Annotated in this window: 28 protein-coding genes and 2 pseudogenes; 22 read left to right on the top strand and 8 right to left on the bottom strand. The window is 63.8% G+C overall.

The features are described from left to right. Positions 1-47: 47 nt before the first annotated feature. A complete protein-coding gene (locus BEN49_RS21165) occupies positions 48-2,522 on the bottom strand; it encodes a M1 family aminopeptidase (protein WP_070746405.1) in 2,475 nt (824 codons plus the stop codon). A 25-nt stretch (positions 2,523-2,547) separates the two neighbouring features. Here BEN49_RS21165 and BEN49_RS26005 point away from each other — a divergent pair, with 25 nt between their 5' ends. Beyond that, a complete protein-coding gene (locus BEN49_RS26005) occupies positions 2,548-2,745 on the top strand; it encodes a JAB domain-containing protein (RefSeq protein ID WP_498366038.1) in 198 nt (65 codons plus the stop codon). 107 nt (positions 2,746-2,852) lie between these two features. Further along, complete coding sequence (locus tag BEN49_RS21160) at positions 2,853-3,458, top strand: DUF1684 domain-containing protein (protein WP_070746404.1); 606 nt, start codon at positions 2,853-2,855, stop codon at positions 3,456-3,458. Positions 3,459-3,590: 132 nt separating this feature from the next. On the opposite strand, the gene BEN49_RS21155 is transcribed toward BEN49_RS21160, so the two are convergent. The 3 genes from BEN49_RS21155 to BEN49_RS21145 are packed head-to-tail and all read right to left on the bottom strand — an operon-like array spanning position 3,591 to position 5,614. Next, positions 3,591-4,331, bottom strand: coding sequence for a ferredoxin reductase (locus tag BEN49_RS21155; protein WP_070746403.1), 741 nt, complete (start codon positions 4,329-4,331; stop codon positions 3,591-3,593). Next, complete coding sequence (locus tag BEN49_RS21150) at positions 4,328-4,969, bottom strand: sulfite oxidase-like oxidoreductase (RefSeq protein ID WP_070746402.1); 642 nt, start codon at positions 4,967-4,969, stop codon at positions 4,328-4,330. Before BEN49_RS21150 ends, BEN49_RS21155 begins: the two co-directional genes overlap by 4 nt. 42 nt (positions 4,970-5,011) lie before the next feature. Continuing rightward, entirely contained in the window at positions 5,012-5,614 is a 603-nt protein-coding gene (locus BEN49_RS21145) for a Uma2 family endonuclease (RefSeq protein ID WP_083326321.1), read from the bottom strand. 127 nt (positions 5,615-5,741) lie between these two features. Between BEN49_RS21145 and pheT the strand changes: the two genes are divergently transcribed. From pheT to BEN49_RS21120, 5 genes are all read left to right on the top strand, one after another. After that, positions 5,742-8,177, top strand: a complete 2,436-nt coding sequence (pheT, locus tag BEN49_RS21140) for a phenylalanine--tRNA ligase subunit beta (protein ID WP_070746401.1) — start codon at positions 5,742-5,744, stop codon at positions 8,175-8,177. Between the two features lie 153 nt (positions 8,178-8,330). Next, complete coding sequence (locus BEN49_RS21135; protein ID WP_070746400.1) at positions 8,331-8,627, top strand: hypothetical protein; 297 nt, start codon at positions 8,331-8,333, stop codon at positions 8,625-8,627. Positions 8,628-8,653: 26 nt separating this feature from the next. Further along, on the top strand, positions 8,654-8,947 hold the full coding sequence (locus tag BEN49_RS21130) for a cell division protein ZapA (protein ID WP_068228787.1): 294 nt from the start codon (positions 8,654-8,656) through the stop codon (positions 8,945-8,947). Positions 8,948-9,074: 127 nt separating this feature from the next. Next, complete coding sequence (rny, locus tag BEN49_RS21125; RefSeq protein ID WP_070746399.1) at positions 9,075-10,742, top strand: ribonuclease Y; 1,668 nt, start codon at positions 9,075-9,077, stop codon at positions 10,740-10,742. 102 nt (positions 10,743-10,844) lie between these two features. After that, positions 10,845-11,807: an N-acetylmuramoyl-L-alanine amidase gene (locus BEN49_RS21120; RefSeq protein WP_070746398.1), complete on the top strand. Its 963-nt coding sequence runs from the start codon at positions 10,845-10,847 to the stop codon at positions 11,805-11,807. 12 nt (positions 11,808-11,819) lie between these two features. Here BEN49_RS21120 and BEN49_RS21115 read toward each other — a convergent pair whose 3' ends face one another. Further along, positions 11,820-13,253 (bottom strand): mercuric reductase, encoded by a 1,434-nt coding sequence (locus tag BEN49_RS21115; RefSeq protein WP_070746397.1) that lies wholly within the window; start codon positions 13,251-13,253, stop codon positions 11,820-11,822. 82 nt (positions 13,254-13,335) lie between these two features. Here BEN49_RS21115 and BEN49_RS21110 point away from each other — a divergent pair, with 82 nt between their 5' ends. The 4 genes from BEN49_RS21110 (at position 13,336) to BEN49_RS21100 (ending at position 15,462) form a co-directional block, all read left to right on the top strand. Beyond that, positions 13,336-14,112, top strand: coding sequence for a hypothetical protein (locus BEN49_RS21110; protein WP_083326320.1), 777 nt, complete (start codon positions 13,336-13,338; stop codon positions 14,110-14,112). A gap of 136 nt (positions 14,113-14,248) precedes the next feature. Continuing rightward, complete coding sequence (locus tag BEN49_RS21105) at positions 14,249-14,680, top strand: organic hydroperoxide resistance protein (protein WP_193415857.1); 432 nt, start codon at positions 14,249-14,251, stop codon at positions 14,678-14,680. Between the two features lie 121 nt (positions 14,681-14,801). Then, positions 14,802-15,053, top strand: coding sequence for a DUF433 domain-containing protein (locus BEN49_RS26000; protein WP_262490232.1), 252 nt, complete (start codon positions 14,802-14,804; stop codon positions 15,051-15,053). Continuing rightward, positions 15,001-15,462 (top strand): hypothetical protein, encoded by a 462-nt coding sequence (locus BEN49_RS21100; RefSeq protein WP_070746396.1) that lies wholly within the window; start codon positions 15,001-15,003, stop codon positions 15,460-15,462. Before BEN49_RS26000 ends, BEN49_RS21100 begins: the two co-directional genes overlap by 53 nt. Positions 15,463-15,547: 85 nt before the next feature. Here the strand turns inward: BEN49_RS21100 and sucD are convergent, their stop codons facing one another. After that, entirely contained in the window at positions 15,548-16,429 is an 882-nt protein-coding gene (sucD, locus tag BEN49_RS21095; protein WP_070746395.1) for a succinate--CoA ligase subunit alpha, read from the bottom strand. A gap of 182 nt (positions 16,430-16,611) precedes the next feature. On the opposite strand from sucD, the pseudogene BEN49_RS21090 reads away from it, so the two are divergent. Next, positions 16,612-17,586, top strand: a pseudogene (locus BEN49_RS21090) (PLP-dependent cysteine synthase family protein); the annotation flags it as partial. A gap of 113 nt (positions 17,587-17,699) precedes the next feature. Further along, positions 17,700-18,101: a response regulator gene (locus BEN49_RS21085; RefSeq protein ID WP_070746393.1), complete on the top strand. Its 402-nt coding sequence runs from the start codon at positions 17,700-17,702 to the stop codon at positions 18,099-18,101. A 208-nt stretch (positions 18,102-18,309) separates the two neighbouring features. On the opposite strand, the pseudogene ade reads toward BEN49_RS21085, so the two are convergent. After that, positions 18,310-19,979 (bottom strand): annotated as a pseudogene (gene ade, locus BEN49_RS21080) (adenine deaminase). A gap of 91 nt (positions 19,980-20,070) precedes the next feature. Between ade and BEN49_RS28405 the strand changes: the two are divergent. The 5 genes from BEN49_RS28405 to BEN49_RS21060 all read left to right on the top strand — a co-directional run bounded on the left by BEN49_RS28405 (position 20,071) and on the right by BEN49_RS21060 (position 23,035). Beyond that, a complete protein-coding gene (locus BEN49_RS28405) occupies positions 20,071-20,220 on the top strand; it encodes a hypothetical protein (protein WP_158023022.1) in 150 nt (49 codons plus the stop codon). A gap of 27 nt (positions 20,221-20,247) precedes the next feature. Continuing rightward, entirely contained in the window at positions 20,248-20,913 is a 666-nt protein-coding gene (locus BEN49_RS21075; protein WP_070746392.1) for a hypothetical protein, read from the top strand. Between the two features lie 7 nt (positions 20,914-20,920). Continuing rightward, a complete protein-coding gene (locus tag BEN49_RS21070) occupies positions 20,921-21,328 on the top strand; it encodes a hypothetical protein (protein ID WP_070746391.1) in 408 nt (135 codons plus the stop codon). 31 nt (positions 21,329-21,359) lie between these two features. Next, positions 21,360-22,052: a (d)CMP kinase gene (cmk, locus tag BEN49_RS21065; protein ID WP_070746390.1), complete on the top strand. Its 693-nt coding sequence runs from the start codon at positions 21,360-21,362 to the stop codon at positions 22,050-22,052. A gap of 101 nt (positions 22,053-22,153) precedes the next feature. After that, positions 22,154-23,035, top strand: coding sequence for a 4-hydroxy-3-methylbut-2-enyl diphosphate reductase (locus BEN49_RS21060; RefSeq protein ID WP_070746389.1), 882 nt, complete (start codon positions 22,154-22,156; stop codon positions 23,033-23,035). Between the two features lie 88 nt (positions 23,036-23,123). Here the strand turns inward: BEN49_RS21060 and BEN49_RS21055 are convergent, their stop codons facing one another. Continuing rightward, entirely contained in the window at positions 23,124-23,663 is a 540-nt protein-coding gene (locus BEN49_RS21055; protein WP_070746388.1) for an O-acetyl-ADP-ribose deacetylase, read from the bottom strand. Positions 23,664-23,855: 192 nt separating this feature from the next. On the opposite strand from BEN49_RS21055, the gene BEN49_RS21050 reads away from it, so the two are divergent. The 4 genes from BEN49_RS21050 to BEN49_RS21035 all read left to right on the top strand — a co-directional run bounded on the left by BEN49_RS21050 (position 23,856) and on the right by BEN49_RS21035 (position 26,849). Next, complete coding sequence (locus BEN49_RS21050; protein WP_070746387.1) at positions 23,856-24,140, top strand: 2TM domain-containing protein; 285 nt, start codon at positions 23,856-23,858, stop codon at positions 24,138-24,140. Between the two features lie 184 nt (positions 24,141-24,324). After that, positions 24,325-24,804 carry an ATP-dependent zinc protease family protein gene (locus BEN49_RS21045; RefSeq protein WP_070746386.1) on the top strand — a complete coding sequence of 160 codons (480 nt, stop codon included), beginning with the start codon at positions 24,325-24,327 and terminating at the stop codon, positions 24,802-24,804. 126 nt (positions 24,805-24,930) lie between these two features. Further along, positions 24,931-25,869 (top strand): 30S ribosomal protein S6--L-glutamate ligase, encoded by a 939-nt coding sequence (rimK, locus tag BEN49_RS21040; protein ID WP_070746385.1) that lies wholly within the window; start codon positions 24,931-24,933, stop codon positions 25,867-25,869. A gap of 23 nt (positions 25,870-25,892) precedes the next feature. Then, a complete protein-coding gene (locus BEN49_RS21035) occupies positions 25,893-26,849 on the top strand; it encodes a succinylglutamate desuccinylase/aspartoacylase family protein (RefSeq protein WP_070746384.1) in 957 nt (318 codons plus the stop codon). Positions 26,850-26,867 lie beyond the last annotated feature (18 nt).

Genomic DNA, 26,867 nt, shown 5'->3' with positions numbered 1-26,867 from the left:
ATTCGCCAAAAAGGCGGCGCTAGGGGCCCTATTTTGCCGCGGGGGCCCTACTTCGCGGCCTGGATGGCGGCGTCGGCTTGGGCCACCAACTCGGCCACCCGGGCGGCGTTTGGCCGGGTGGACTGGTGCTGCTGCACCTCGTGCAACAGCTTGATTATCCGCGCCGAATTGACGTAGGGCTTGAATTTCACGGTCAGGTCGCGGATGCGCGTGATGCCTTGCTCCAGCGCCGCGGGGTCGTCGAGGCGGCCCAGGATTTCAATAAAACCATCCAGCATTCCGAAGCGGCCGTTTGGGTCAGTGGCATCGTATTTGGCCAGCATCGACGGCCACTGCGCCAAGCCACCAGCCCGCCCGTACACCACCACCAGGGCGATGGTTAGGGCCCCTTGGTTGTCGGCCTCGAAAGCCGTGGCGCGGGCCAGTGCCTGGGCGGGGTCGAGCGGCAGCAGGCCTTGCAGCGCCGCGCCCTGCACCCGGTACGATGGGCTATTTAGGGCCCCAGTAATCAGCGCCGCGTAGCGTTTGTCCTGGAGCTTGCCCAGCGCTTGCAGCGCTGCCGCCTGCACCAGCAACGACGAATCGCGCGCGGCCAGCTGCGCCAGCGTGGGCGCGGCGGCTTTGCGCACCGCCTTGTTCTTAAGGTCGAGCATTTCGATGGCCATTTGGCGCAGCGCCGGCGACTTGTCAGCTAAGCCTGCGGCTAGAATTTTTTGCGCCGCGGGGTCGGACGACTGGGCTCCGGCGGCGATTAGGGCCTCGCGGCGGTCGAGGAAGCGTGGGGCGTGGCGGTACTGGTAGGCAAACTCCGCCAGCGGCTTGTGGTCCTGTTTCTGCCACACCAGCACCTTGTTGGCGTCCATGTTCACCAAATCGGGTCGGGTGGCGGCCGGGAAATAGAGCGTGTCCACGGCGTGGCGCAGGGTGGCGGGGTAGCGCTGGGCGCGGCCGTTGGCGTACACGTCCACCTTAAACGGGAGCACAAACGGCGCGCCGGCCTGGGTTTGGCGCACCACCACGGCCTGGCGATGGCGGGCGGCATCGTATTGGTAATCAATGGTGACGATGGGGTGGCCGGCGCGGTAGTACCACTGGTTGAAAAACCAGTTCAGGTCGCGGCCCGAAGCTTCCTCCAGGGCCAGCCGCAACTGGTGGGGCTCGCCGGTGCCGAAGGCGTTTTGCGTGAGGTAGCGCTGCAAACCCCGGAAAAACACGTCCTCGCCCAGCTCGGCGCGCAGCATGTTGAGGATGCTGCCGCCCTTCTGGTAGGTCACGTTGTCGAACAGGTCCTCCTGGTCCGCGTATTCGAAGCGCACCAGCGGCTTGGTGTAGTTGGCCGGGTTGCGGAGGTACGTGCGCAGGCTGCGGTCGGCGTGCTCGGCGCCCGCATCGAGCCCGTGGGCGTGCTCGGCCCAAATAACTTCGCTGAAGTTGGCGAATGACTCGCTCATGGTCAGGTTGCTCCAACTTTCGCAGGCCACGTAATCGCCAAACCACTGGTGGAACAGCTCGTGGGCAATTTCCCGCTCCACCCCGCCGTATTCCCAGTCCAGCAGCGCGCGGGCCGAGCCCTGCGCCTGCTCACCAAACAGCGAGGCGGAGGTGTTTTCCATGGCGCCGGCCACGTATTCGCGGCAAACAACTTGGCTGTACTTATTCCACGGAAACGCCACGCCGAGGCGCTCCGAGAAAAACTCCAGCATCTGCGGCGTTTTGCCAAAAATCTGCCGGGCCTGGGCCGTGTACTTGGGTTCGAGGTAATAATTGACCTCTTTGCCGCGCCAGCTGTCCTTGGTAATGCGGAAGTCGCCCACGGCCATCATCACCAGGTAGGGCGCGTGGGGCTGGTCCATTTTCCAGGTGTCGGTGCGCAGGCCAGGGCCCGCGGGCGCCTGGCTGGTCAGCTGGCCGTTGCTGAGCGTGACGTACTTGGCGGGCACCGTCAGGCTGATTTCGGTGGTGGTTTTCTGGTTGGGCTTGTCGATGGTGGGAAACCAGGCGGAGTTAGATTCCGTCTCGCCCTGCGTCCAGATTTGGACCGGCTTGCCAGCCACCGCGCTGTCGGGGTTGATGAAAAACAGTCCCTTAGCTTCGCCAATAGCATCGCTTGCTTTGGTCTTTAGCTCGTCGGGCTTGGCCGTGTATTCAAGGTAGACGGTGTAAGCCTCCCCCGCAGGCACCGGGCGGCCGAGGTGAATGAGTAGCTGCTGCTGGTTGTATTCGTACTTCAAGTTTAGCGGCGCCGTTCCTTTCTGCGCCGGGGCCCTAAGCTGCACCGTTTTAATGTCCATCCCCTTGGCATCGAGCCGCAGCGAATCGGTGGGGTAGCCGTGGGGCTTTAGCGTCAGCGTGGCCCGGCCGTAGAGGTAGCGTTTCGCGTAGTCGAACCGCACGTCGAGCTGGGTGTGCACGAGGTCGTTAATTTTGCGCTCGGTGGCGTGGTACGGGGCCCCGGCCGGCTGCTGGGCCCCGGCTGGCGCGGTGCACAGTAGCCCAGCGGCCAGTAGTAAGAGGTTTCGCATAAGGCGAGCAAGGTACGGGGCTCCAATGGTAGCACCTATGCCACGTGCCAGCAGCATTTTGATGCACAACCACCCCAGCGGCAACCGCCAGCCCAGCGCCGCCGGCCTGGCCCTCACCAAAAAGCTGCGCCAGGCCGGCGACTTCCTCGACCTGCCCGTGCTCGACCACCTCATCTACACCGACCGCAGACACTACAGCTTCGCCAGCGTGTGCGCTGAGTAATTTTGTACGGCGCTGAGGTGATGAGAAGAGGTGGTTTTGTTAAGCAGTAGTGGCTTGTTAAAACCCAGTTCCTCTCGTCAACGCTGTGCAAATCTGACGTCCATTTTATGAAAACTAAGCTTTTAATTATTGGCGGTGTGATGGCCGTGGTGGGTTTCTCGATGTGGGACATTTCCCAGGGCCCCGACCCGTATTTTGCCCAAGTGCAAGTGGCGCGGAAAGCCAAAAACAGCGCCTTCCGTGGCGGCAACGAGTCGCCACTGACCGAGGCGCAGCGCCCGCAGTTCGACAGCCTGAAATACTTTGCGCCCGACAAGCAGTACGTCGTTACGGCCCAGTACGCGCCCCTGGCCCGCCTGGGCCCGGTGGCCATGCAGATGACCGACCGCCGCACCGAACCTTACACGCCCTGGGGCCGTGCCACCTTCGACCTGAACGGCCAGCGCCAGCAGCTCACCCTGTTTCGCAAAACCACCGACTCCACCCTGTTCGTACCCTTCACCGACGCCAGCAACGGCCGCGAAACCTACGGCGGCGGCCGCTACCTCGATGCCGCTATTCCGGCCGCTGGCGCCACCACCATCGTGCTGGATTTCAACCGGGTATATAACCCGTACTGCGCTTACAATAACGGCTACAGCTGCCCCGTGCCACCCGCCGAAAACCGCCTAACGGCCGCCGTGCCCGCCGGCGAGAAGTCGTTTCACGATTAGTACCTTCTGCACTGGGAGAACCTCACCCCCGGCCCCTCTCCGGCGGAGAGGGGTGCGTTCAATTTGCTCGTTCAATTCATAATGGTTAGGTGCTGGCACCCCTCTCCCGACGAGAGCGGGGTGAGGTGGCCCCTAATTGCCCGTGGGCCCGAACCGCTCGGTGCGAATGGCGTCGTCGGGCAGGCCTTGGGCTTGCAGCAGCGTGGCCACGCTTTCCACCAAACCCGTGGGGCCGCACACGTAGCACTGCGGGGCCCCGGGCAGGAGGGCCACCGCTTCGGCCAGCATGGCGGCATCGACGCGGCGGTGGTGGCCGGTCCAGCCGGCCGGGGCTTGGCGGGTATAGGTGAGCAGCAGGGTAAAAGCTGGGTCGGCCGCCGCCATTGCTTCCAGTTCTTGCTGGTAGATAACCTCTTCCGGCGTGCGGATGCTGAAGAGCAGCACGGCTGGATTGGGCAGCTTAGCGCGCTGACGGTGGCGCAGCATGGCCATCAGCGGCACCACGCCCGAGCCGCCGGCTACTAGCAGGAGCGGGGCGGCCAGGGCCCCGGCGGGCCACACGAAATAGCCGCCGATGGGGCCCCGCAGCTCCAGCTGGTCGCCCACGGCCACACCCTCGTGCAGGTAGCCCGATACCTCGCCGTCGGCAATCAGCTCCACGGTGAGGGCAACTTCGCCGGTTTGCTCTGGGGGTGAGGCGATGGAATAGCTGCGCTCGGTTTGGTAGCCGTCGGCGGCACTTAGGCGCAGGTCGTAGTGCTGGCCGGCGCGGTGGGCTGTCCAGCGGGATAGGCTGAGGGTGAATGTTTTAACCCGCGGCGTGTCGGGCGTTATGGCCGTCACGGTGCCGATTTGCCAGTCGAGCCGGCTCACAGGCGGAGGCTGCTGGTATCAGCCGCGTCGTCGTCGCTGCCGTAGCGCTGCTCCTGCCACGGGTCGCCGCGCATGCTATAGCCCGCCTCCTCCCAGAAGCCCGGCTTGTTCACCCCCATTAGGCGCAGGCCCTGCACCCACTTGGCGCTTTTCCAGAAGTAGAGGTGCGGCACCACCAGCCGTGCGGGGCCCCCGTGCTCGGGCGTCAGCGGCTTGCCCTCGTATTGCAAGCCAATGAACGCTTGGCCGTTGCGCAGGTCGGCCAGCGGCAGGTTGGTGGTGTAGCCGCCGTAGGAGAAGGCCAGCGCAAACTCGGCCTCGGGCTGGAGCTGCACGTGCTCAAGCAGCGTATCCAGGCTTACGCCGCGCCACTTGGTGTCGAATTTCGACCACTTCGTGACGCAGTGAATGTCGGGGTTGAAATCCTGCTGCGGCAGCGCGTTGAACTCGTTCCAGCTCCACTTCACCGGTTTTTCCACCAAACCCTCAAGCCGGAACTCCCAGTTGGCCAGGTTGATGCGCGGCGTGGGCCCGGCCGTGAGCACCGGAAAATCCTGGGTTTCGTACTGGCCGGGCGGCAGTTTATTAGGGCCCTCGGTGGGCCGCTTGGCGTGAAAGCCTTTGTTAATAAAGGGCATAAGAGGCAGGTCAAAGTAGAAAAGTGCGAAACCGGCGCGGGGCTAGCGCTTTAGCTCCCGCAAATCGAGCCGGAAGCCCGGCAGTACCGGCTCGCCGCTCAGCTCCTTATCAAAGCCTTGCACGGTTTGCATGGGCTGGCCGGGGGCATACACATAGGCCGTTTCGGTTTCAGTGTTTAAAAGGAAGCCCAGCCGCACACCGTTTTGCAGCCACTGCTCCATTTTGGCTTGCAATCCTTTGAGACTATCAGAAGGCGACTTAACCTCGATAATAAAATCGGGGCACAGCGGCGGAAACTTCTGGAGCTGCGCGGCCGACACGGTAGCCAGGCGCTCCGAACTCACCCACGAGGCATCGGGCGATAGCACTGCCCCATCGGGCAGCAGGTAGCCGGCTGACGACTCCACCGCGCGGCCGAGCTTGGTTTGGCGCTGCCATACATATAGGCTGCCGTAAGCTTGGCCGCTACTAAAACTTGATTCGAAGCCGGCGGGGGGCATAATGATGATTTCGTGGTCGGCGGTGCGCTCGATGCGGGCCGAGTCGTTTTCCTGGCAGAATTGAAAAAACTCGTCGTCGCTGAACCCGGCGATGAGTGCGCCGCGCAACACGGTGGCTTCGGCAAAATCGGGGAAGTGGGTCATGGCGGGAAAGTGCGTTGGGCTAGGCTAAGATACGCCGCGGGGCCCCATTCGGTCATTTGGCCCTGCCGTACCTTTGCCCGGGCTGAACGGCAACAATCAACCCTTCAGTCCTTAAATAATTTCCCCAATGCGCATCTCCTTCGACTGGCTCAAAACGCTCATTCCCACCGATAAAACTGCCGCCGAGGTTGGGGCCCTGCTCACCGGCTCCGGCCTGGAAGTGGAAAGCCTGGAGGAGCTGGAAAGCATTCCCGGCGGGCTGCGCGGCGTGGTGCTGGGCACGGTGCTCACCCGCGAAAAGCACCCCGACGCCGATAAGCTCAGCCTGACCACCGTGGACGTGGGCGACGGCACGCCGCGCCAAATCGTGTGCGGGGCCCCCAACGTGGCCGCCGGCCAACGCGTGGTGGTGGCCCTAGAAGGTGCCACGCTGCACCCCACGGCGGGCGAGCCGTTCAAAATCAAGAAGAGCAAAATCCGCGGCGCGGCCTCCGAGGGCATGATTTGCGCCGAGGATGAAATCGGCCTGGGCACCTCGCACGCCGGCATCATGGTGCTCGACACCGACCTGCCCAACGGCACGCCCGCCGCCGACTACTTCGGCCTGGGCACCGACACGGCCTTCGAAATCGGCCTCACGCCCAACCGCGCCGACGCCGCCTCGCACTACGGCGTGGCCCGCGAGCTGCGCGCCCTGCTGCACCAGCCCGCCCACCTGCCCGACGTGAGCCAGTTCCGGGCCCCCACCACGGCCGGCACCGCCATCGGCGTGATTGTGGAGGACGCCGCTGCTTGCCCGCGCTACGCCGGCTTACTACTTGATAACGTGCATGTGGGGCCCTCGCCCGAGTGGCTCCAGCGCCGCCTGCGCAGCATCGGCCTAAGCCCCATCAACAACGTGGTGGACGTGACCAACTTCGTGCTGCACGAGCTGGGCCAGCCCCTGCACGCCTTTGACGCCGACCGGCTGGCGCGCCACGAAATCATTGTGAAGCGCGCCACCGAGGGCGAGCAGTTCGTGACCCTCGACGGCGTAGCGCGCACCCTGAAGGGCGAAGACCTGGTGGTGGCCGACGGCTCCGGGGCCCCGCTGGCCCTGGCCGGCGTGTTCGGTGGCCAGGCCTCGGGCGTGAGCCCGGCCACCACCCGCGTGTTCCTCGAAAGCGCCTACTTCGCGCCGGCCGCCGTGCGCCGCACCAGCCAAACCCACGGCCTGAAAACCGACGCCTCCTTCCGCTTCGAGCGCGGCACCGACCCTGATATGGTGCTGCCAGCCCTGCACCGCGCCGCGCTGCTGCTGCAAGAAGTAGCCGGGGCCCGCCCCGCCGCCCCGGTTGTGGACGTGTACCCGCTGCCGCTGGGCCCCACGGCCGTGCGCCTGCGCCTGCCGCGCGTCGAGCGGCTGGTGGGCCAGTACATCGAGCCCGCCCGCATCCGGCAGATTTTGAGCGACTTGGGTATTGAAATAACAGCTGAGCAACTCGACGAGCAGGGCCAGGAAGAGTGGACGTTAGCCGTGCCCCGCCACAAGGTGGACGTGACCCGCGAGGTGGACGTAATCGAGGAAATCCTGCGCATTTACGGCTATAATAACGTGGCGCTGCGGCCCCACAACTCGGCCACGTTCCTGGCCAAATCCCCGAACCCCGACCCCGAGGTGCTGCGCCAGAAGGTGGCGGCGCTGCTCAGCGGCCAGGGCTTTTCGGAAATTCTGACCAACTCGGTGGTGAACGCCGCCTACTTCGAGGGGCCCGGGGCCCCCGACGAGGCCATCGTGCGCCTGCTCAACCCCAACAGCGGCGACCTGAACGTGCTGCGCCCCTCGCTGCTGCCCTCGGGCCTCGAAACGGTGCGCTACAACGTGAACCGCCGCCAGAAAGACCTCAAGCTCTACGAGTTCGGCAAAACCTACCACCGCCGCGCCGACGGCAGCACCGCCGAGCGCAACGTGCTGGCCCTGTACCTAACCGGCAACGCCACCGCCGAAACCTGGCAGCACCCGGCCCGCAAAACCGCCTTCCCCGACCTGGCCGGGGCCGTGGTGCAGGTGCTGGGGGCCCTGGGCCACGCCCAACCCGCTCAGCAGCCCACCGACCACCCCTACCTGGCCGGCGGCCTGGCCCTGCTGGCCCACAACCAGCCCGTGGCCCAGGCCGGCGCCGTGGCGGGGCCCTTGCTCAAGCGCCTCGACGTGGGCCAGCCAGTGTGGTACGCCGAGCTGGACTGGGACGGCCTGGTGCGCAAGTACCGCGCCGCCCTGGTGGCCCGCGAGCTGCCCAAGTTCCCAGAGGTGCGCCGCGACCTGAGCGTGGTGGTGGACCAGGGCGTGACCTTTGACCAGCTGCGCCGCATTGCCCTGCGCACCGAGAAGAAGCTTTTGCAGAGCGTGAACGTGTTCGACGTGTACGAGGGCCCCAACTTGGGCGCGGGCAAGAAGTCGTACTCGGTGAGCTTCGGCTTGCAGGACTTTTCCCAGACGCTCAGCGAACAGGCTATTGACCAGGTGATGCAGCGGCTCATTGCGCAGTTTGAGCAGCAAGCGGGGGCCCTGATCCGGAAGTAGGGAGTTGCCGAGCAGAGGGGCCTTTCGTTCGCGCCCGGGCTTGGTAGAACGAAGCACCAGCTGGCTCGCAGCTCTCGGATCGGAGTGCCGCTCCGTTCTACAAGCGCAAGTGTGGCCTGCGCTGTACCTTACGTCCCGAAAAAAACTTACTCCTTGGCTTCGTCCCAACAGCTTGCGCAACTCGACCGCCTGGAACGGCAGGTGACCACTTTAGTGGCTGCCTATCAGCAGCTGCGCGAGGAGCTGGCCGATGCCAACACCACCGTGCAGCAGCTGCAAGCCGACGTGCGCGAGCGCGACCGCCAACTGAAGGAGCGGCAAAACCAGGAAAATATCGTTAAACTTGTGCAAACCATAGCTGGGGAGCCCACCCACGCCAACGAATTAAAACAACGCCTCAACGAATACATCCGCGAACTGGATAAGTGCCTTGCCTATTTGAAGGAATAACTCGATTTTTTCTCAACTGACGCTTTATGAGCGAGTTAGCCATAAAAATCCGAATTGCCGAGCGCGACTACCCCATGCGGGTGGACGTGGCCGACGAAGAACGGCTGCGCCTGGCCGGCCGCCAATTGGGCGAACGGCTGCGCGAATTCCGTGAGCAATACGGCATTCAGGACAAGCAGGACTTGCTGGCAATGGTGGCCCTGGCCACGATGGCCGACCAGCTGAAGGTAAGCAAGGAAAAAGATGGTACCGACGCGGCGCTGACCGAGCGCCTGGCCCGCTTAGACGGGCTATTGTCGGGCGTGGTGCTGGCGGCCTAGCGGCTGGCGGCACTGGCATACGTTGGCCCCGCTCGGGCCCCAGCTTCGCAATCGGCGGGGCGGCACCGGGCGCGGCAGGGGGAAGTTTGCCGGTTATGGTATTGAACCTTTTCAAAACCATAACTACATGTCTACCATACTATTATACTGTCTGCTGGCCGCCGTGGTCGCCCTTGTGGCGGGCCTGGTGGTGGGCCGGCAGCTGGCCGGCAAAGCCAGGCAAGACCTTGAGGGCCAGGCGCAAGCGCGGGCCCAACAATTGCTCCAGGAAGCCGAAGAAAAAGGCAACCGCATCCGCGACGAGCGCATTCAGCAGTCGAAGGACAAAAACCGCCAGCAGCGCAACGAGTTTGAGCAGGAAAGCCGCCGCCTCAAAGCCGAGTTGGAAGCCGAGCTGACCCAGCGCCGCCAGGGCGTAATGGAGCAGGAGCAGGGCATCAAAAAGCTCACCGAAACCACGCAAAAGCAACTCGAGCAGCTGCAGCGCAAGGAGAAGGAACTAGAAGGGGCCCGCGAGAAAAACCAGGCCGATACCCAGCAGCTGCGCGACAAGATTGAGGACCAAAACGAGAAGCGCCGCGCCGCCCACGAAGCCACGTTGGCCGAGCTGAAGCAGAAGGAGGAAGAGGCCGACGCCCAGCTCCACGCTGTGCAGCGCCAGCTCGAAACCGTGGCCAACCTCACCGCCGCCGAGGCCCGTGAGCAGCTCGTGGAATCGCTCAAGAACGAGGCCCAGCTCCAAGCCGGGGCCTTCATTAAGGATACCGTGGCGCAGGCCAAGCTGACGGCTACCAAAGATGCCAAGAAGATTGTGCTGGAAACCATTCAGCGCACCGCTTCGGAGCACGCCATTGAGAACTGCGTGTCGGTGTTCAACATTGAGAGCGACGACATTAAGGGCAAAATCATTGGCCGCGAGGGGCGCAACATTCGGGCCCTGGAAGCGGCTACGGGCGTGGAAGTGATTGTGGACGACACCCCGGAGGCCATCATTATCTCGGGCTTCGACCCGGTGCGCCGCGAAATTGCCCGCCTCTCGCTGCACTTGCTCGTGAAGGACGGCCGCATCCACCCCGCCCGGGTGGAGGAAATCGTGGCCAAGACGACCAAGAAAATCGAGGAGGAAATCATCGAAATTGGGGAGAAGACCGTCATCGACCTTGGCATTCATGGCCTGCACCCCGAGCTGGTGCGCATGGTGGGCCGGATGCGTTTCCGCTCCTCCTACGGCCAGAACTTGCTGCAACACAGCCGCGAAGTAGCCAACCTCTGCGCCACGATGGCCGCCGAGATGGGCCTCGACGTGAAGAAAGCCAAGCGCGCCGGCTTGCTCCACGACATCGGCAAGGTGAGCAGTGAGGAGCCCGAGCTGCCCCACGCCATCCTGGGCATGGAGATGGCCAAGAAGTACAAGGAGCACCCCGACGTGGTGAACGCCATTGGGGCCCACCACGACGAGATGGAGATGACGGCCATGATTTCGCCGCTCGTGCAGGCCTGCGACGCCATTTCGGGCTCGCGCCCGGGGGCCCGCCGCGAGATGATGGAAAGCTACATCAAGCGCCTCAAGCAGCTGGAGGAAACGGCTGGCGCCTTCAAGGGTGTTAACCAGTGCTTCGCCATCCAGGCCGGCCGCGAGCTGCGCGTGATGGTGGACGCCGAGAACGTGACCGACGAGCGCGCCGCGGAGCTGAGCTTCGAGATTTCGCAGAAAATCGAGAAGGAAATGCAGTACCCCGGCCAGATTAAAATCACCGTGATTCGGGAAATGCGTTCGGTGGCCTACGCCAAGTAGCTGCACCACACCAATGCAGAAAAGGGGCCCCGGAAGCAATTGCTTCCGGGGCCCCTTTTCTTTGCAGCTTCTGGTCCCCTCCGCCCGTGACCTGCTTCGTTTATGAAATACCTGTCTTCCGCGTTGCTCTTGGCTGCTGGCCTGGCCACAGCCTGCGCCACCAACCCCTACCGCGCCACCAACAAATCGTACGAGCGGCAGGCCAAGGCCTATGCGCGCACCATCCGGGCCCAGCCGCAGCTGAGCGCGGGGCCCGACAGCCTGGCCCAGGGGCCCTACTGGGTGGGCACCACCAACTTCGGGCTGCGCAAGCCTAACCTGGTCGTCATTCACCACACGGCCCAGCGCTCGGCCGAGGAAACGCTGAAAACCTTCACGCTGCCGCGTACGCAGGTGAGTGCGCACTACGTAATTGGGCGCGACGGCCGCACGTTTCACATGCTGAACGACTACCTGCGGGCCTGGCACGGCGGCGCGGCCCGTTGGGGCAACGACAGCGACATCAATTCGTCGTCCATCGGCATTGAGCTGGACAACGACGGCACCGAGCCCTTTGCCGATGCGCAGATTAAGAGCCTGCTCGTGGTGCTCAAGCACCTGAAAAAAGCCTACAACATCCCCACCGCCAACTTCATCGGCCACGCCGATATTGCGCCCACCCGCAAGAACGATCCCAACGTGACCTTCCCCTGGAAGCAGCTGGCTGACAGCGGATTTGGCCTGTGGTACGACGAGGCCGCGCTGCTCGATACCATCGTGGTGGCGCCGTCGGCCGTCGTGTACCCGGCCATGCCGGGGCCCCCGCCAGCGGCCAAACCCGTGCCGCTGGTGCGGGCCCTCACCCCGCCCGGGCTGGTGCTGGCCGATAGCGTCGCCCGGGCCCCGTTGAGTCCGGTGGATGCCTTCGACCCGCGGGAGGCGCTACGCATTATTGGCTACGATACGCGGGACTTGGGTGCGGCCATCACCGCGTTCAAGCGACATTTTATTCCGCAAAATGTGAACGCCGTGCTGACCCACGACGACCGGCGCGTGCTATTCAATCTGTACAAAAAGTACCTGTAGGGCCCCCAACGCCTATTTTCCGGCCTCGATTTTTACTTCCTTTAGTTCGCGGAACACGTTATTCAACGATTCGGCCCAAGTTGGATGGGCAAATACCATTTCCTGCAACATCTGATACTTGAGGCGGCCGGCCATGGCAATTTCAAGCATGGCCATCACTTCGGCCGCCGCGGCGCCTACGATGGTGGCGCCGAGCAAGCGGTCGTCGGGTCCCACCAGCACCTTCCAAAACCCTTCGTTCGCGCCGGTTTGCTGGGCGCGGCCGGTGGCGGCTACCGGCATGACGGCTACCCGGTAGGGCTGCTTTTTCTCCTGCGCCTGGTTTTCGCTGAGGCCAATGCGCGCCACCTGGGGCTCGGTAAAGATGCAGTAGGGCAGGGGCCGCTGCTTGGCCGTGCGCCGCTTACCGTGCAACAGGGCGTCGCGCACGATGCGGTAATCGTCGTAGGAAAGGTGCGTGAACTGGGGGCCCCCGTGCACGTCGCCCAGCGCGTACACGCCGCGCACGTTGGTTTGCAGTTGGTCGTTGACCTGCACGTAACCCTGCTCATCGGTTGCAATGCCGGCCACGTCCAGGCCTAGGTCGCCGGTGTTGGGCGTGCGGCCGGTGGCCACCAGCAAGTGGGTGCCGCGGATGCGCCGCTCGCCGTCCGGGGTGTGGGCCGTAAGGGTGATGTGGCCGTCAGGGCCCTGGCTGACGCGGCGCACTTCGGCGCCCAGCACAAACTCCACGCCGTCGTCGCCCAGGCCCACTCTCAACGCTTCGCACACGTCGTCATCCTCGCGCTCCAGCAGCTGGGTGCCGTGCTCGACGATGGTGACGCGGCTACCAAAGCGCCGGAACATCTGGCTGAACTCCAACCCAATGTAACCGCCGCCCAGAATAACCAGGTGCTCGGGCAGCTCGTCAGTGTCGAGCAGCTGGGTGGTGGTCAGGTACTTCACTTCGGCCAGGCCCGGCACGTCGGGTATGGTGGCGTGGGTGCCCGTGTTGATGAAGATGAGCGGCGCGGTCAGGTCCTGGTACTCGTGCGGAGCGCCGTGGGGCACCATGCGCACCGTGCGGGGCCCCGTGAAGGCCGCGTGGCCGTGCAGTACCGTCACGCCTACTTCGGGCGCGGTGAGATTTTCCTCGACGCCGACGCGGAGCTTGGCCAGCAGCGCATTTTTGCGGGCCATGGCGGCTTCCAGGTCCACCGTCAGCTCGTTGGCGCCCGGCACCTTGGGGGCCCCTACCTCGGGGGCCGTGCGCAGCAGGTGCAGGCGGTCGGCGGCGGCCAGCAGGGTTTTGGTGGGGATGCAGCCGTAGTTGATGCACGAGCCGCCGAGCTGCGCTTTTTCGATGAGGGCGACCTTGCGGCCGGCTTTGGCCAGGGCCGTAGCGAGGGGGTTGCCAGCTTGGCCAGAACCGATGATGAGGGCGTCGTACTTGATGGAAGCGGGCATGAAGAAGCGTTTACTTTCGCATACGGGCCGGGGCCCCGAAAGGGCGGAGTGGGCAAGAAATCCTTACCTTCGCCGTTGAGGTATGGTGCCGCCCCAGAAGTTATTTCGTTTCCTGCTGACTGCCCTCGTGCGGGGCGGCGTGCCCGCGGCCGCCGCGGCCCTGGCCGGCTGCACGTCGCTCTACTTCCCGCCGCCGCCGCACGCGCCGCTGCTCACCCAAAAGGGCGAATTTTACGGCAGCATCAGCACCAATCAGCAGAACAACTTTGCCTTTCAGGGGGCCTACGCCTTTGCCGACCACCTGGCGGCGGCGGGCACGTTTTCGTCGCTGCACCGCGCGAAGGGCGACAAAACCGAGAACTTCGACTTTGCCGAGGCCAGCGTGGGCTACTTCACCCGCATACCCGACAAGCGCGTGCTGGAGGTGTACGTGGGCGCGGGCGGCGGCGGCACCGACCGCACCGAGCGAAACCCCGAGCAGCTCACCATGCGCCGCCTCGAAGGCAGCCTGAGCAAAGTGTTTGTGCAGGTGAACTACGCCAGCAAGAAGAAGCGCAGCGTGCACCTCGGCCACCACGACTTCCCGCTCAGCTACGGCACGGCCCTGCGCCTGAGCTACGTGCAGCTCAACAACTTCCGCATCGATGGGCAGGGGCAGGCCCCCATCGGCAACGTCATATTCGAGCCCATCACTTTCACGCGGGTGCAGCTGGCGGGCCCCTTCCAGCTTCAGCTGATGAGCGGCCAGGCCTTCGGCTTCCACCCCAACGATTACCTGAAAGCCGCCAACTCAGTATTTCAGTTGGGGCTGATCATTGGCTTGGGGGGTAGCAACTCGTGGAAGCCGGGCGCGCAGTAAGGCGCTAGATTAAAAATTTATGGGCTGAAAATCAAGTGGTTTACTCAATATTACAATGTTTAATTGTGCACAATTAAACATTGTAAAACCGTTAACCGTTAATCTCCCAAATCCAACAATTATTATTTCAAATACCATGAGCATTCAGCGTTTATACACGGCCCGTGCCAAGGCCACCGGTGGCCGCGACGGCCGCGCCGTTTCGTCTGACAACGTTATCGACCTGCCCCTGAGCACGCCCAAAGAGATGGGCGGCGCCGGCGTAGCGGGCAGCACCAACCCCGAGCAACTCTTCGCCGCCGGCTACGCCGCTTGCTTTGATGGGGCCCTAAACCTGGTGGCCCGCCTGGAGAAAACCCCCATCACCGGCAGCACTGTAGCTGCCGACGTGAGCTTCGGCAAAGACGGTGAGAACTACGGCATCGCCGTGGACCTGACCGTAAATATCCCTGGCCTGGGCCAGGGCCAGGCCGAATCCCTCGTGGCCAAAGCCCACCAGGTGTGCCCTTACTCGCGCGCTACCCGCGGCAACATCGACGTGAACCTGACCACGACGACCAACGCGTAGGTTTACTGGGATTATAAAGGAAGGGCCCCAGCGCAATGCGCTGCCCCTTTGCGTTTAGATGGGTTGAGTAAAGAAAAGCAATTGTCGTATTTTTGAATGAATTCCTCTACTGAACCCCCGAGTGCGCTTTGGTAAGCCGGTACTGAAGGGAACGCGCACGACCGTGGCTAAGGTGTTGGAAATGCTGGCCAACGGCATGAGTACTGCCGACAGCACCGAAGATTTTCCGGTAATTGGCCCGGCTCAGGTAGGGGCTTGCTTACTGCGCGCACCGTTCTATTATCTTTATTTGAGGAGATTGCTAAAACCTCGCAAACGATATGAAAACGTGCTACTTGCTGCTGTTGGCAACCGTTGCGCTCGGCAGTTGTAAAAAAGATGACAGTGCTCCTTTACGCACCGAATTGCTGATAGCCAAAAGCTGGCGCATGTCGGCTGACGTGACGACCGATGTTGCCAGCGGTAAGACTACTACAACGGATGTCTATGCGCGTCTGCCCACGTGCAAGCAGGATGACTTCCTCGTATTCAACGCCGATAATTCGTTAATAACGGACGAAGGTCTTACCAAGTGCAGCACGACGCTTCCGCAGGCGCTTACTGGCACGTGGAGCTTAAACGACGACCAGACCAAGCTAACGTCTCACGCGGTTTCCTACAGCAGTTTTATTCTTTTGGCAGACGTAGTAGAACTGTCGCCCACGACTTTGCGCTTGCGCACCACCACTTCAATATACCCGGATATAACCCGCACCGAAGAATTCACCTACACGGCATTTTGATTGATAAGATGCTGTCAGGAAAGGGGCCAAAAAAAGCCGCTGCCAAAATAGGCAGCGGCTTTTTTAAACTAGTTAGCCAGGGGCCCTACTTGGCGCCCAGCACGCGCAGCATGGTGTCGCCAATCTCGGCGGGCGAATCCACGACGTGGATGCCGCACTCGCGCATAATGGCCATTTTGGCGGCGGCGGTATCATCCGCACCGCCCACGATGGCGCCGGCGTGGCCCATGCGGCGGCCGGGAGGCGCGGTTTGGCCGGCGATGAAGCCCACGACGGGCTTTTTGTTGCCGGTTTCCTTGATCCAGCGGGCGGCTTCGGCTTCCATGCCGCCGCCGATTTCGCCGATCATCACGATGCCTTCGGTTTCGGGGTCGTTCATCAGCATTTCCACCGCCTGCTTGGTGGTGGTGCCGATGATGGGGTCGCCGCCAATGCCAATGGCCGTGGTCTGGCCCAGGCCGGCCTTAGTGAGCTGGTCAACGGCCTCGTAGGTCAGCGTCCCCGACTTGGACACAATGCCCACGCGGCCCTTCGTGAAAATGAAGCCGGGCATGATGCCCACTTTGCACTCGCCGGCGGTCATCACGCCGGGGCAGTTCGGCCCGATCATCGTGATTTCGGGGCGGTCCTTCAGGTAGTGCTTCACGGCAATCATGTCCTTAGTCGGAATGCCCTCGGTGATGGTCACGATGACCTTAATGCCGGCTTGCGCAGCCTCGAGGATGGCGTCGGCGGCAAAAGCCGGGGGCACAAAAATGATGCTGGTGTCGGCCTGGGTGGCGGCCACGGCGTCGGCCACGGTGTTGAACACCGGCAAATCGAGGTGCTGGGTGCCGCCCTTGCCCGGCGTTACGCCGCCCACCACGTGGGTGCCGTAGTCAATCATTTGCCCGGCGTGGAAAGAGCCCTCGGAGCCGGTGAAGCCCTGCACGATAACCTTGGAGTTTTTGTTGACCAGAACGCTCATTCTTGGGGGATTGGGGGATGAAAACGATGGGAAGGGGATGGCCTGCGCCGCCGCAAAAGTAGGGCTAATTCGGCGGGCGGCGGCACATAAAAATCGGGGCCCCGGGGCCCACCCGCCCCGCCCGGGGCCCCGGGGCCCTGCCCGAATGCCGTACCTTTGCCGCTTCCTACCCAGTATTCGTCATGCATTATAATCACATCATCGAAGCCGTCGGCCACACCCCGCTCGTCCGGCTCAACAAAGTCACCGAAGGCATCAAAGGCACCGTGCTGGCCAAAGTCGAGTACTTCAACCCGGGCAACTCGGTGAAGGACCGCATGGCCATCCGCATGGTGGAGGACGCCGAAAAGGCCGGCCTGCTGAAGCCCGGCGGCACCATCATCGAAGGCACGAGCGGCAACACGGGCATGGGCCTGGCGCTGGCCGCCATTGCGAAGGGTTACAAAACCATTTTCGTGATGAGCGACAAGCAGAGCAAAGAGAAGCAGGACATTCTGCGCGCCGTGGGGGCCCAGGTGGTGGTCTGCCCCGTGGACGTGGCCCCCGACGACCCGCGCTCCTACTACTCGGTGGCCCGCCGCCTCAACCAGGAAACGCCCAACTCCTTCTACCCCAACCAGTACGATAACCTCTCGAACACCGCTGCTCACTACGAGCACACAGGCCCCGAAATCTGGGCCGGCACCGAAGGCCAGATTACCCACTGGGCGGCCGGCGTGGGCACGGGCGGCACCATCTGCGGCGTGAGCAAGTACCTCAAGGAGCAGAACCCCAGCGTGTTCACGCTCGGCCTCGATACCTACGGTTCGGTGTTCAAGAAGTACAAGGAAACCGGCATTTTCGACCCGAACGAAATTTACCCCTACAAAACGGAGGGCATCGGCGAGGACATTCTGCCGAAAAACGTGAATTTTGACGTGATTGATCAGTTTATTAAAGTCACCGACAAGGACGCGGCCCTAATGACGCGCCGCCTGGCCAAGGAGGAAGGCCTGTTCGTGGGCTGGAGCTGCGGCTCGGCCGCGTTTGGGGCCCTGGAATATGCCCGCGAGCACCTCCAGGAAACCGACACGATGGTGGTGCTGTTGCCCGACCACGGTACCCGCTACCTGGGTAAAATCTACAACGACGACTGGATGCAGGCCCAGGGCTGGCTGTAGGGCCCCCAGGGCCCCCGGCGCTCATGGTTTCGTCCTACTGTCGGGGTTGTGTGTGTTGCGGTGGCCGCGTAACTTCGTGGCTTCCTGTCCAATGAATACGATATAGTTTTATGCCCAACTCTCTTAACCACATCGTATTGGTGGACGACAACGAAACCACTAGCTTCTTGAATAACCGCCTGCTGGGGCGGCTGGCCGTGGCTGAGCAGGTGACGACGTACACCCGTGCCGATGAGGCCTTTGCCAAGCTGTGGTCCGACGGGGCCCCGGCGCCCGACCTGGTGTTTGTGGACTTGAAAATGCCCGGCGTGTCGGGCTTCGAGTTCCTGAAAATGTACAGCAAGCTGCCCGAAACCGTGCAGAACAAAACGGTGCTGGCTGTGCTCACGACGTCGATGCACCAGGCCGATACCGCCCGCGTGGCCGAGTACCCCAACGTGGAGTACCTCACCAAGCCCCTGACTGAAGAGAAGATGCAAAAGCTGCTGGACAAGCGCTTTCAGCAAGCCTAGCACCGCTTGAAAAGCAAGAAGCCGCCGGATGCATTGTCCGGCGGCTTTTTCGTACCCGATTGGCTCGGACAGTGGTTTGTCTTAACCTGTTAATTTTTACAACGAGGTAGAGACACGACACTTGGCGTCTCCAGTTTGAACGACTTATCCGAAACTGTTCAAACCATAGATGCGAAGTATCGCGTCTCCACCCCGCGCTAGCGTTAATTCAAACACCCTCTCCAACCACGGCATCAACGAACCGGAAAGCCTCGCCGTCGAACAAGCCCTTGTCGCTCAGCTTCAGGCTGGGAATAACAAGTAAAGCCATGAAGGAAAGCGTCATAAACGGGGCCCCCAGCGGCGAGCCCAGCTGCTTGGCAAACGCATCGAGGGCGGCGTAGGCCGCCGCCACGTCGGCCCCGGGCTGGTCCGACATGAGGCCGGCCACGGGCAGCGGCAGCAACAGCGCTTCGCCACCGGGGCCCACCGCTGCCAGCCCGCCCCGGGCCCCGATGACGAGGTTGACGGCCCGCGCCAGGCTCGCGTCGTCGCAGCCCACGGCCGTGATGTTGTGCGAGTCGTGGCCCACGCTGCTGGCCAGGGCCCCACCCGCCAGCCCGAAGCCCTTAATAAACGCCACCGCCGGCGGCACGTGCGCCTGGTAGCGGTTCACCACGGCCAGCTTGAGCACGTCGCGCGCTGGGTCGGCCACAATTTCGCCTTGTTCAACCCGCGCCGGCAAGTCCAGCCGGGCCGTGACGAGCTGCCCATCAAAGCACTCAATGACGCGCAGCGTGGGGGCCCCAGCAGCCGGCGTAGGCACCCGGAAGTCGGCCGCCTGTACAGGCTGGGCGTGGAAGTTATTGGCCGCCGCAATGGGCGCGGCGGGCAGCTGGGACTGACCATTTTCGGCCACCAGCTGGCCGTCGAGGTAGGTTTGCTGCACACGGAAATCGGTGAGGTTGTCGACCACGATAAAGTCGGCTGGGTCGCCCACGCGCAGCAGGCCCACGGGCAGGCGGTAGTGTTGCACGGGATTCACGCAGGCCACTTGCAGCACGTCGAACACGTTGTTGCCCAGCGCCAACGCCCGGCGCACCAATTGGTCGATGTGGCCGAGCACGAGTGTATCGGGGTGTTTGTCGTCGGAGCAGAACATCAGGTGCGGGAAGTGCTCCGGCAGCAGCTCGATGAGGGCGTCGAAGTTGCGGGCCGCCGAGCCCTCGCGGATGAGGATGTGCATGCCCACGGCCAGCTTGTCGCGGGCTTCGTCGGCGGTGAAGCACTCGTGGTCGGTGGCGATGCCGGCGCTGGCGTACTGGGCCGCGTCGGGGCCCCGGAGGCCGGGCGCGTGGCCGTCTACGGGCCGGCCGGCGGCGTGGGCCAGGGCAATTTTCTCCATTATGCCGGGGTCGCGGTTCAGCACGCCGGGCCAGTTCATCACCTCGGCCAGGTAGCCGATTTTGGGGTTCTCAAACAGCCGGGCAATGTCGGCCGCCGTGATTTCGGCGCCCGCCGTTTCGAACGGCGTGGCCGGCACGCAGCTGGGGCCCCGAAGCAAAACTTGAACGGCGACGCGGCCGCATTATCCAGCATGTACTGCACGCCGGCCACGCCCAGCACGTTGCCGATTTCGTGGGGGTCGGACACGGTGGCCACGGTGCCGTGGGCCACCGCGAGGCGCGCAAACTCGCTGGGTACCAGTAGGGAGCTTTCCACGTGCACGTGGGCATCCACGAAGCCGGGCAGGGCGTAGGGCAGGGCCGCATCGGGCCCCGGGACCCCCGTGGGCACCACGGCGGCAATGCGCCCGCCGGCCACTTGGATGGTGGCGGGGCGCACGGTGCGGGCAAATACGTCGACGACGTTGGCGAGCAAAGAAAAGTCAGCGGACATAAGCGGAACGGACGGGCCGGGCAGTGGGGTTCGGAGGGGCAAAGAACCTTATATTTGGCTAAACAAGCCGTTAGCCTAACCTCATATTCCCGTGAAAAAAATTATCGCCTTTGCGCTGCTGGCCCCGCTGCTGCTGGCCAGCGGCGGCTGCGCCCGCCAAAGCTCCATGCAGAAGAAAACCAGCTGGTACAAGCACCACAAATCGGGCAAACACGTGCCCTGCCCCTGCGAGGGGAAGTAATTCTCCACCATTTACTGCCGCTTCTGCGTGAATAAATTCTACTGCTCATTCGCGCTGGTTGGCGGCGCGGCTTTGCTGGGGGCCCCGGCGGCTCAGGCGCAATTGGCAGGAGCCATTACCGGGTTGATTATTGGCGGCGTTTCCAAGAGCCAGAACCAGTTCCGGGGCCCCGGCATGGTGTACCGCAAGGGTGATTTCCAGCAGGCCAACGGCGTTTGGCAGCGCGGGCGGTTTTACTACGACTGGCAAAACCTTTATATCGCCGACCCTCAGAATAAGGACAAAAAAGCGCCGCCCCAGCGCTGTGCCATTGACAGCCTGCGCGGGTTTGCGTTTGGCACCGATACTTTTTGCATTGTGCGCCGCTTCACGGTGCCCAAAACTGGTGAGTACGTGCGCAGCAGTTTCGCCCGGAAAATGTACCGGGCCGGGGGCATCCAGGTGAATGAGTACGTGGATTACCGCACCGGCCTGCGCGACGCCAAGCCCTACACCCTGCTGTGCCGGCCCGATACCACCGTGGTGGTGCCCACCAACCCGCAGGACGTGCGGCGCGTGACGGCTTACATGGTGCAGGATTACCCCGCTTTATCGGCTCAGGTGCTGCAAATGAAGGAATTTACGCCCGAAGACTTGCCGCGCGTGTTGGGGGCCTACGACCGGTGGAAGGCCTTCAACGCCCGGCCCAAATAACTTTTTTATGCCCGACCAACCCGTTTCCAGCCCCGTTTCTGCCCTTGAAGCAGCGGCCGAAGCCGTGCGCCAGCAGCTGGGCCTGGCCAGCTTCGACGCCGCGGGCGTGGCCCGGCTCGACCACTTCATCACGGCGCAGCGGGGGCAGGTGGCGGCCGGCCAGCGGGCGGGCGTAGTGCAGGCCTTTGGCTGCTACCTGGGCGAGTGCCTGGTGCGGGCGCACGGCGGCGAATGGGCGGCCGGGCCCGACGGCAGCACCGGCGTGGGCCTGGCTGACCGACTTTTTTTCAACCCCTTTTATTTGGTTAGCCAGCAGTTGGATAGGGGCGATGCGGCATCCATTGCCGCTTTTTTCGCGTCGGTGCCCGGGCGGCTGAGGGCCCCGGTGGCTGGCCGTAAGCGCTGGATTTCGTAATCTTGCGGGGCCAATGGCCCCCCGCTTTCTTATGAAACAGCTCGTCATCGCCATTGATGGTTACTCCTCGTGCGGCAAAAGCACCACTGCCAAGGCGGTGGCCCACCTGCTGCACTACGCCTACGTCGACACCGGCGCCATGTACCGGGGCGTCACGCTCCACTTGCTGGAGCACGGCATCGCCTTCGACGACCTGCCCGCCGTGGATCAGGTGCTCAAAGACCTTACCATCAGCTTCCGCCGCCACCCCCAAACGGGGCGCAACGAGCTGTTCCTGGACGGGGTGAACCGCGAGGACGATATTCGCCAAATGCGGATTTCGAACTCCGTGAGCGAGGTATCGGTCATCCCGCAGGTGCGCCACGCCCTGGTGGCCCAGCAGCAGCGCATGGGCCGCAAGCGCGGCGTGGTGATGGACGGCCGCGACATCGGCACCACCGTATTTCCCGACGCCGAGGTAAAGATTTTTATGACCGCCGACATGGAGCTGCGCGCTCGCCGCCGCCAAATGGAGCTGGCTGAAAAAGGTGAGCACGTGCTTCTGGTCGACATCATCGACAACCTGCGCAAGCGCGACCACATCGACTCGACCCGCGCCGAAAGCCCTCTGCGTCGCGCCACCGACGCCGTAATGCTCGACACCACCCACATTACCATCAGCGAGCAGGTCGATTTCGTGATTGACCAAGTATCGTCGGCCCTGTTCGCGGCCGGCTGGGGGTAGGGCAGCTTCTTATTGGCACGGTTGCGGCTAGGGCCGGGGCCCCGGCGTACCTTTGCCGTGGGCCAGAACCCTATCTAACTATACCGTGTTTTATAAGTGCTATGGAAGTCACGATTGATAAAAATTCCGGGTATTGCTTCGGCGTCGAGTTTGCCATTCAGATGGCCGAGGACGAGTTGGCGCACGAGGAAACGCTGTACTGCCTCGGCGACATTGTGCACAACCGCATGGAGGTGGAGCGCCTGCACCAGCGCGGCCTGCGCATCATCGACCGCGAGCAACTCGCTGAGCTGCACGATTGTAAGGTGCTCATCCGGGCCCACGGCGAGCCGCCCGAAACCTACGCCCTGGCCCTGCGCAACAACCTGGAGCTCATCGATGCCTCGTGCCCGGTGGTGCTCAAGCTGCAAAACCGCGTCAAGCACGCCTTCGACCTGAGCCAGCGCCAGGACGGCCAAATTGTGATTTACGGCCAGCCCGGCCACGCCGAAGTGGCCGGCCTCACAGGCCAAACTGGCAACCGCGCCATCATCGTGATGACGGAAGCCGACCTCGACCAGATTGACTTCGCCCGACCCGTCACGCTCTTCAGCCAGACGACCAAAAGCACGGCCGGCTTCTACAAAATGAAGGCCTTGATGGAGGCCCGCATCACGGCCGCCGGCGGGGCCCTGGAGAGCTTCGACGCCAACGACAGCATTTGCCGGCAGGTGAGCAACCGCGAGCCGCAGCTGGCCAAATTCGCCGCCCTGCACGACGTCATCATTTTTGTGAGCGGCCGCAAAAGCTCCAACGGCAAGGCCCTGTTTTCCGTGGTGCAGCAGTTCAACGCGCGCAGCTACTTCGTGGAGAATGAGACTGAGCTCGAAGACGAGTGGTTTGCCGGGGCCCAAACCGTGGGCATCTGCGGCGCCACCAGCACGCCGCTCTGGCTGATGCAGCAGGTGCAGGCCCGCATCGAAGCCGTGGGCGAGCTGGTGTAAGGCAAGTTAATAAGTTGAATAAACGGTCATGCTGCGACAAGCTCAGCATGACCGTTTTCGTTTTTTAGGATGCCACCCGCGCTGCTCTTTATTCCGCCAGTGCCTGCTCGTAAACGCGCCGGTTCTCGTCGTCGAACACCACGAACGTAACCGTGGCGGGCACCGCGTGGGCCCCCAGCCATTGCCGCACCTCGCGCACGGCAATGGCCGCTGCTTCAGGTTTGGGGTAGCCGTAAATGCCGGTGCTGATGCCGGGGAAAGCCAGGGTTTCCAGGTTGTGCTCGGTGGCCAAGTGCAGGCTGTTGCGGTAGCAGCTGGCCAGCAGCTCCGGCTCACCCTTGTGGCCGCCGTTCCACACGGGCCCCACGGTGTGGATGACGTGGCCCGCCGGCAGACGCCCACCCGTGGTGATAACGGCCGCGCCGGTTTTGCAGCCACCCTGCCGCGCCCGAATCTGCCGGCACTCTTCCAGTACCTGAGGGCCCCCGGCGCGGTGGATGGCCCCATCGACCCCGCCGCCACCGAGCAGGCTGGAATTGGCGGCGTTGACGATGGCCGCTACCGTCTGGCGGGTGATGTCGCCCTGCACGAGGCGAATGCGGGCAGTGAGGTCGGCGTCGGTGGGCATGGGCGGAAGGAGTGAGGGGTAGAAGAGGCTAACGAAAATAGGGCCGAAAAGCTGCCGAGGCCCCGCGCTTCGGTCGCCGTTTTGGGCGCTTGATCCGCAGAAGCCGACGCTTCGGCCACAAGAAATTGTGGGCCCCGGGGCCCGGGAATAGTTTTGAGCATCAAATCCATCCACCGTTTCACCCCACCGCCCATGGAACCCCAAGCCCGCGACCCCTACCTATGGCAGAAAGCCAAAGCCCGTACCAAATTTCAATCGCACCTGCTCATCTACAGCCTCGTGAACGGCGGCCTGTGGCTGCTGTGGGCGCTCACGCCCCACGGCCGCGAGTTGCTGCCCTGGCCCATCTGGTCAACGGCCTTCTGGGGCTTCGGGCTGCTGACGCAGGGCCTGGCCGCCTACTCCGGCCACAGCCGCGACGAGCGCACCCAGCGCGTGTACGACCGCCTAGTGCGCGAGCAGCAGGGTTCCTATTAGACCCCGGAACTCACCCCCGCTCTCCGCGGAGAGGGGTGCGTTCAATTAGCTCGTTCAGTCACCAACGGTCAGGTACTGGCACCCCTCTCCGCAGGAGAGGGGCCGGGGGTGAGGTTCCAGCGGTAACATCTTTCACGCGCCCTTCCGCTGCCGGAAGGGCGTTTTGCGTTCTACCTTCGCCAGTATGAAAACCCGCCCCGCCAAGCGCACCCTGGGCCGGCGCGAGCTGGTTGATTTCCCCGCGTTTGCCCTGCTCGGTGTGGAGGCCAAGGTGGACACCGGGGCCTACACCAGCGCCCTGCACTGCACGGAGCTGCACGAGGCCCCGGGGCCCGCCGGAGCCCCCGTACTGCGCGGCCGCCTGCTCGACCCCGACCACCCCGGCTTCGACGGCAGGGCCCTGGAATTCGCTACGTTCACGCGGCGCGACATCCGCTCGTCCAACGGCGAGGTGCAGGAACGCTACGTGATTGAGGCCGTCGTGCGGCTGTACGGCAAAGATTTCCGGGTGGAGTTTTCGCTCTCCGACCGCTCCGACATGAAGTACCCCGTATTGCTGGGCCGCAGCTTGTTGCGCCAGGGCCGCTTCGTGGTGGACGTGGCCCGGCGCAACCTTTCGCACAAGGCTGCAGCCCGGGCCGCGGCGCGCCGGGCGGCGCCGTAGCTCAGTTTCGACCGTAAATTTGGGCCGCGGGCCAGCCAAGTAGGCGCGCCGCTTGTTGGGGCCCCGCGGCCCGTTCTTGGCCGCCGCCACTCTCCAATTCCTGCCCGCCTCCTTACCCTCCGACCAATGAAACTGGCCATTCTCTCGCGGGAACCCAAATCGTACTCAACCCAGCGCCTGGTGGCGGCTGCCGTTGCCCGCGGCCACGACGCCGTGGTCGTCGACCACCTCCAGTGCAACCTGGTGCTGGAAAAAGGCCAGCCTGGCATCATCTACCAGGGCGAGCCGCTGGCGCATTTCGACGCCATTGTGCCGCGCATCGGGGCTTCGGTCACGTTCTACGGCACGGCCGTGGTGCGGCAGTTTGAGATGATGAAGGTGCGCACCGCCGTTGATAGCCAGGCCATTGTGCGCTCGCGCGATAAGCTGCGCTCGATGCAGATCCTGAGCCGCGCCGGCCTGGGCATGCCCAAAACGGCCTTCACCAACTTCTCGCAGGACGTGCCCGCCATGATCGAGCAAGTGGGTGGGGCCCCCGTCATCATCAAGCTCCTCGAAGGCACCCAGGGCCTGGGCGTGGTGCTGGCCGAGAGCGTGAAAGCCGCCCAGTCCGTTATTGAAGCCTTCCATAACCTCAAGGCGCGCATCATTGTGCAGGAGTTCATTGCCGAAAGCAAAGGCGCTGACCTGCGGGCTTTTGTGGTGGACGGCGAGGTGGTGGGGGCCATGAAGCGGCAGGGCAAGGAGGGCGAGTTCCGCTCGAACCTGCACCGCGGCGGCGTGGGCACCCTTGTGAAGCTGAGCCGCGCCGAAAAGGCCGCCGCCCTGCTGGCCACCAAAGCCCTGGGCCTGGGCATTGCCGGCGTGGACATGCTGCAAAGCAAGCGGGGGGCCCTGGTGCTCGAAGTGAACTCCTCGCCCGGCCTGGAGGGCATCGAGAAGGCCACGCAGCTCGACATTGCCGGCCGCATCATCGATTACACGGCCGCGCTGGTGGCCAAAAAGCGGAGCAAGGGCAAGGCCAAAAAGGCCGCCGATGCCCACCCCGACGCCCCCGCCGCCTAGGGCCCCGCCGCTACCTTTGCCCGATGCCCCCGCCCGACCCAATTTACCTCAACGACCTGACCATCATGCCCGGCGAGCGGGTACTGACGCGGCTGGTGATTTCGCGCCTGCCCTCGGGCACCCTCATTGATGTGCCGGTGCACGTGCTGCGCTCGGCCGTGCCGGGCCCCGTGCTGCTGCTGATGGGGGGCATGCACGGCGACGAGGTGAACGGCATCGAAACCATCCGGCGCATGCTGCGGCGCGACTTGCTGCGGCCCACCTGCGGCACCATCATCGCCATCCCCATCTTCAACATCTACGGGTTCCTGAATTTTAGCCGCGAAGTGCCCGACGGCAAGGACGTGAACCGCTCGTTTCCGGGGTCGCCGCGCGGCTCGCTGGCCAGCCGGGTGGCCCACCGCTTCATGCGCGAAATAATGCCCCTGATCGACTACGGCGTTGATTTCCACACCGGCGGCGCGGCCCGGGCCAACCACCCGCAGGTGCGCTGCGAGCTGGACGTGGACCCCGTGACCGATGCGCTGGCCGCTGCCTTTGGGGCCCCGTTCACGCTGCACGCCGCCCTGCGCCCCGGCTCGCTGCGCGAGGCCGCGCAGCGCTTGGGCAAGCGCCTGATTGTGTACGAAACCGGCGAGAGCCTGCGTATTGACGATGCCGGGGTGGAAATGGCCGTGGCCGGCACCCTGCGTGTGCTGCACCACCTGGGCATGGGCCCCGCCGTGCCGCCGGCCGCGCCGGCCGGCGTGGTATGCCGCCGCCACACCTGGCTGCGGGCCCGGTTTGCGGGCCTGTGGCGTTCGTTGGTGCAAAACGGCGACTTTGTGCAGAAAGGCCAGGTGTACGGCTCCGTGGCCGACCCCTACGGCGAGCGCACCGTGCGCCTCGAATCGCCGGTGAGCGGCTACGTGGTGGGTCTCAACTACATGCCCGTTGTGAACCAGGGCGATGCGCTGCTGCACATTGGCTTGCCGGTGTGAGGGGCCCCGGCCGTACTT

Origin of the sequence: Hymenobacter coccineus (assembly GCF_001816125.1) — a bacterium.
In the GTDB taxonomy this organism is placed as follows: Bacteria; Bacteroidota; Bacteroidia; order Cytophagales; family Hymenobacteraceae; genus Hymenobacter; species Hymenobacter coccineus.
The sequence above is the reverse complement of the archived record's forward strand: the minus strand, read 5'-3'. Positions and strand labels throughout refer to the sequence as shown.

Coding starts and splice junctions, on each gene's coding strand:
- BEN49_RS26005 (WP_498366038.1), top strand. CDS start 2,548: ATGGTAGCACCTATGCCACGTGCCAGCAGCATTTTGATGCACAACCAC.
- rny (WP_070746399.1), top strand. CDS start 9,075: ATGTCTACCATACTATTATACTGTCTGCTGGCCGCCGTGGTCGCCCTT.
- BEN49_RS21120 (WP_070746398.1), top strand. CDS start 10,845: ATGAAATACCTGTCTTCCGCGTTGCTCTTGGCTGCTGGCCTGGCCACA.
- pheT (WP_070746401.1), top strand. CDS start 5,742: ATGCGCATCTCCTTCGACTGGCTCAAAACGCTCATTCCCACCGATAAA.
- BEN49_RS21165 (WP_070746405.1), bottom strand. CDS start 2,522: ATGCGAAACCTCTTACTACTGGCCGCTGGGCTACTGTGCACCGCGCCA.
- cmk (WP_070746390.1), top strand. CDS start 21,360: ATGAAACAGCTCGTCATCGCCATTGATGGTTACTCCTCGTGCGGCAAA.
- BEN49_RS21070 (WP_070746391.1), top strand. CDS start 20,921: ATGCCCGACCAACCCGTTTCCAGCCCCGTTTCTGCCCTTGAAGCAGCG.
- BEN49_RS21085 (WP_070746393.1), top strand. CDS start 17,700: ATGCCCAACTCTCTTAACCACATCGTATTGGTGGACGACAACGAAACC.
- rimK (WP_070746385.1), top strand. CDS start 24,931: ATGAAACTGGCCATTCTCTCGCGGGAACCCAAATCGTACTCAACCCAG.
- BEN49_RS21115 (WP_070746397.1), bottom strand. CDS start 13,253: ATGCCCGCTTCCATCAAGTACGACGCCCTCATCATCGGTTCTGGCCAA.
- BEN49_RS21050 (WP_070746387.1), top strand. CDS start 23,856: ATGGAACCCCAAGCCCGCGACCCCTACCTATGGCAGAAAGCCAAAGCC.
- BEN49_RS21130 (WP_068228787.1), top strand. CDS start 8,654: ATGAGCGAGTTAGCCATAAAAATCCGAATTGCCGAGCGCGACTACCCC.
- BEN49_RS21105 (WP_193415857.1), top strand. CDS start 14,249: ATGAGCATTCAGCGTTTATACACGGCCCGTGCCAAGGCCACCGGTGGC.
- BEN49_RS21035 (WP_070746384.1), top strand. CDS start 25,893: ATGCCCCCGCCCGACCCAATTTACCTCAACGACCTGACCATCATGCCC.
- BEN49_RS21145 (WP_083326321.1), bottom strand. CDS start 5,614: ATGACCCACTTCCCCGATTTTGCCGAAGCCACCGTGTTGCGCGGCGCA.
- BEN49_RS21100 (WP_070746396.1), top strand. CDS start 15,001: ATGAAAACGTGCTACTTGCTGCTGTTGGCAACCGTTGCGCTCGGCAGT.
- sucD (WP_070746395.1), bottom strand. CDS start 16,429: ATGAGCGTTCTGGTCAACAAAAACTCCAAGGTTATCGTGCAGGGCTTC.
- BEN49_RS21045 (WP_070746386.1), top strand. CDS start 24,325: ATGAAAACCCGCCCCGCCAAGCGCACCCTGGGCCGGCGCGAGCTGGTT.
- BEN49_RS21160 (WP_070746404.1), top strand. CDS start 2,853: ATGAAAACTAAGCTTTTAATTATTGGCGGTGTGATGGCCGTGGTGGGT.
- BEN49_RS21150 (WP_070746402.1), bottom strand. CDS start 4,969: ATGCCCTTTATTAACAAAGGCTTTCACGCCAAGCGGCCCACCGAGGGC.
- BEN49_RS21060 (WP_070746389.1), top strand. CDS start 22,154: ATGGAAGTCACGATTGATAAAAATTCCGGGTATTGCTTCGGCGTCGAG.
- BEN49_RS21055 (WP_070746388.1), bottom strand. CDS start 23,663: ATGCCCACCGACGCCGACCTCACTGCCCGCATTCGCCTCGTGCAGGGC.
- BEN49_RS21110 (WP_083326320.1), top strand. CDS start 13,336: ATGGTGCCGCCCCAGAAGTTATTTCGTTTCCTGCTGACTGCCCTCGTG.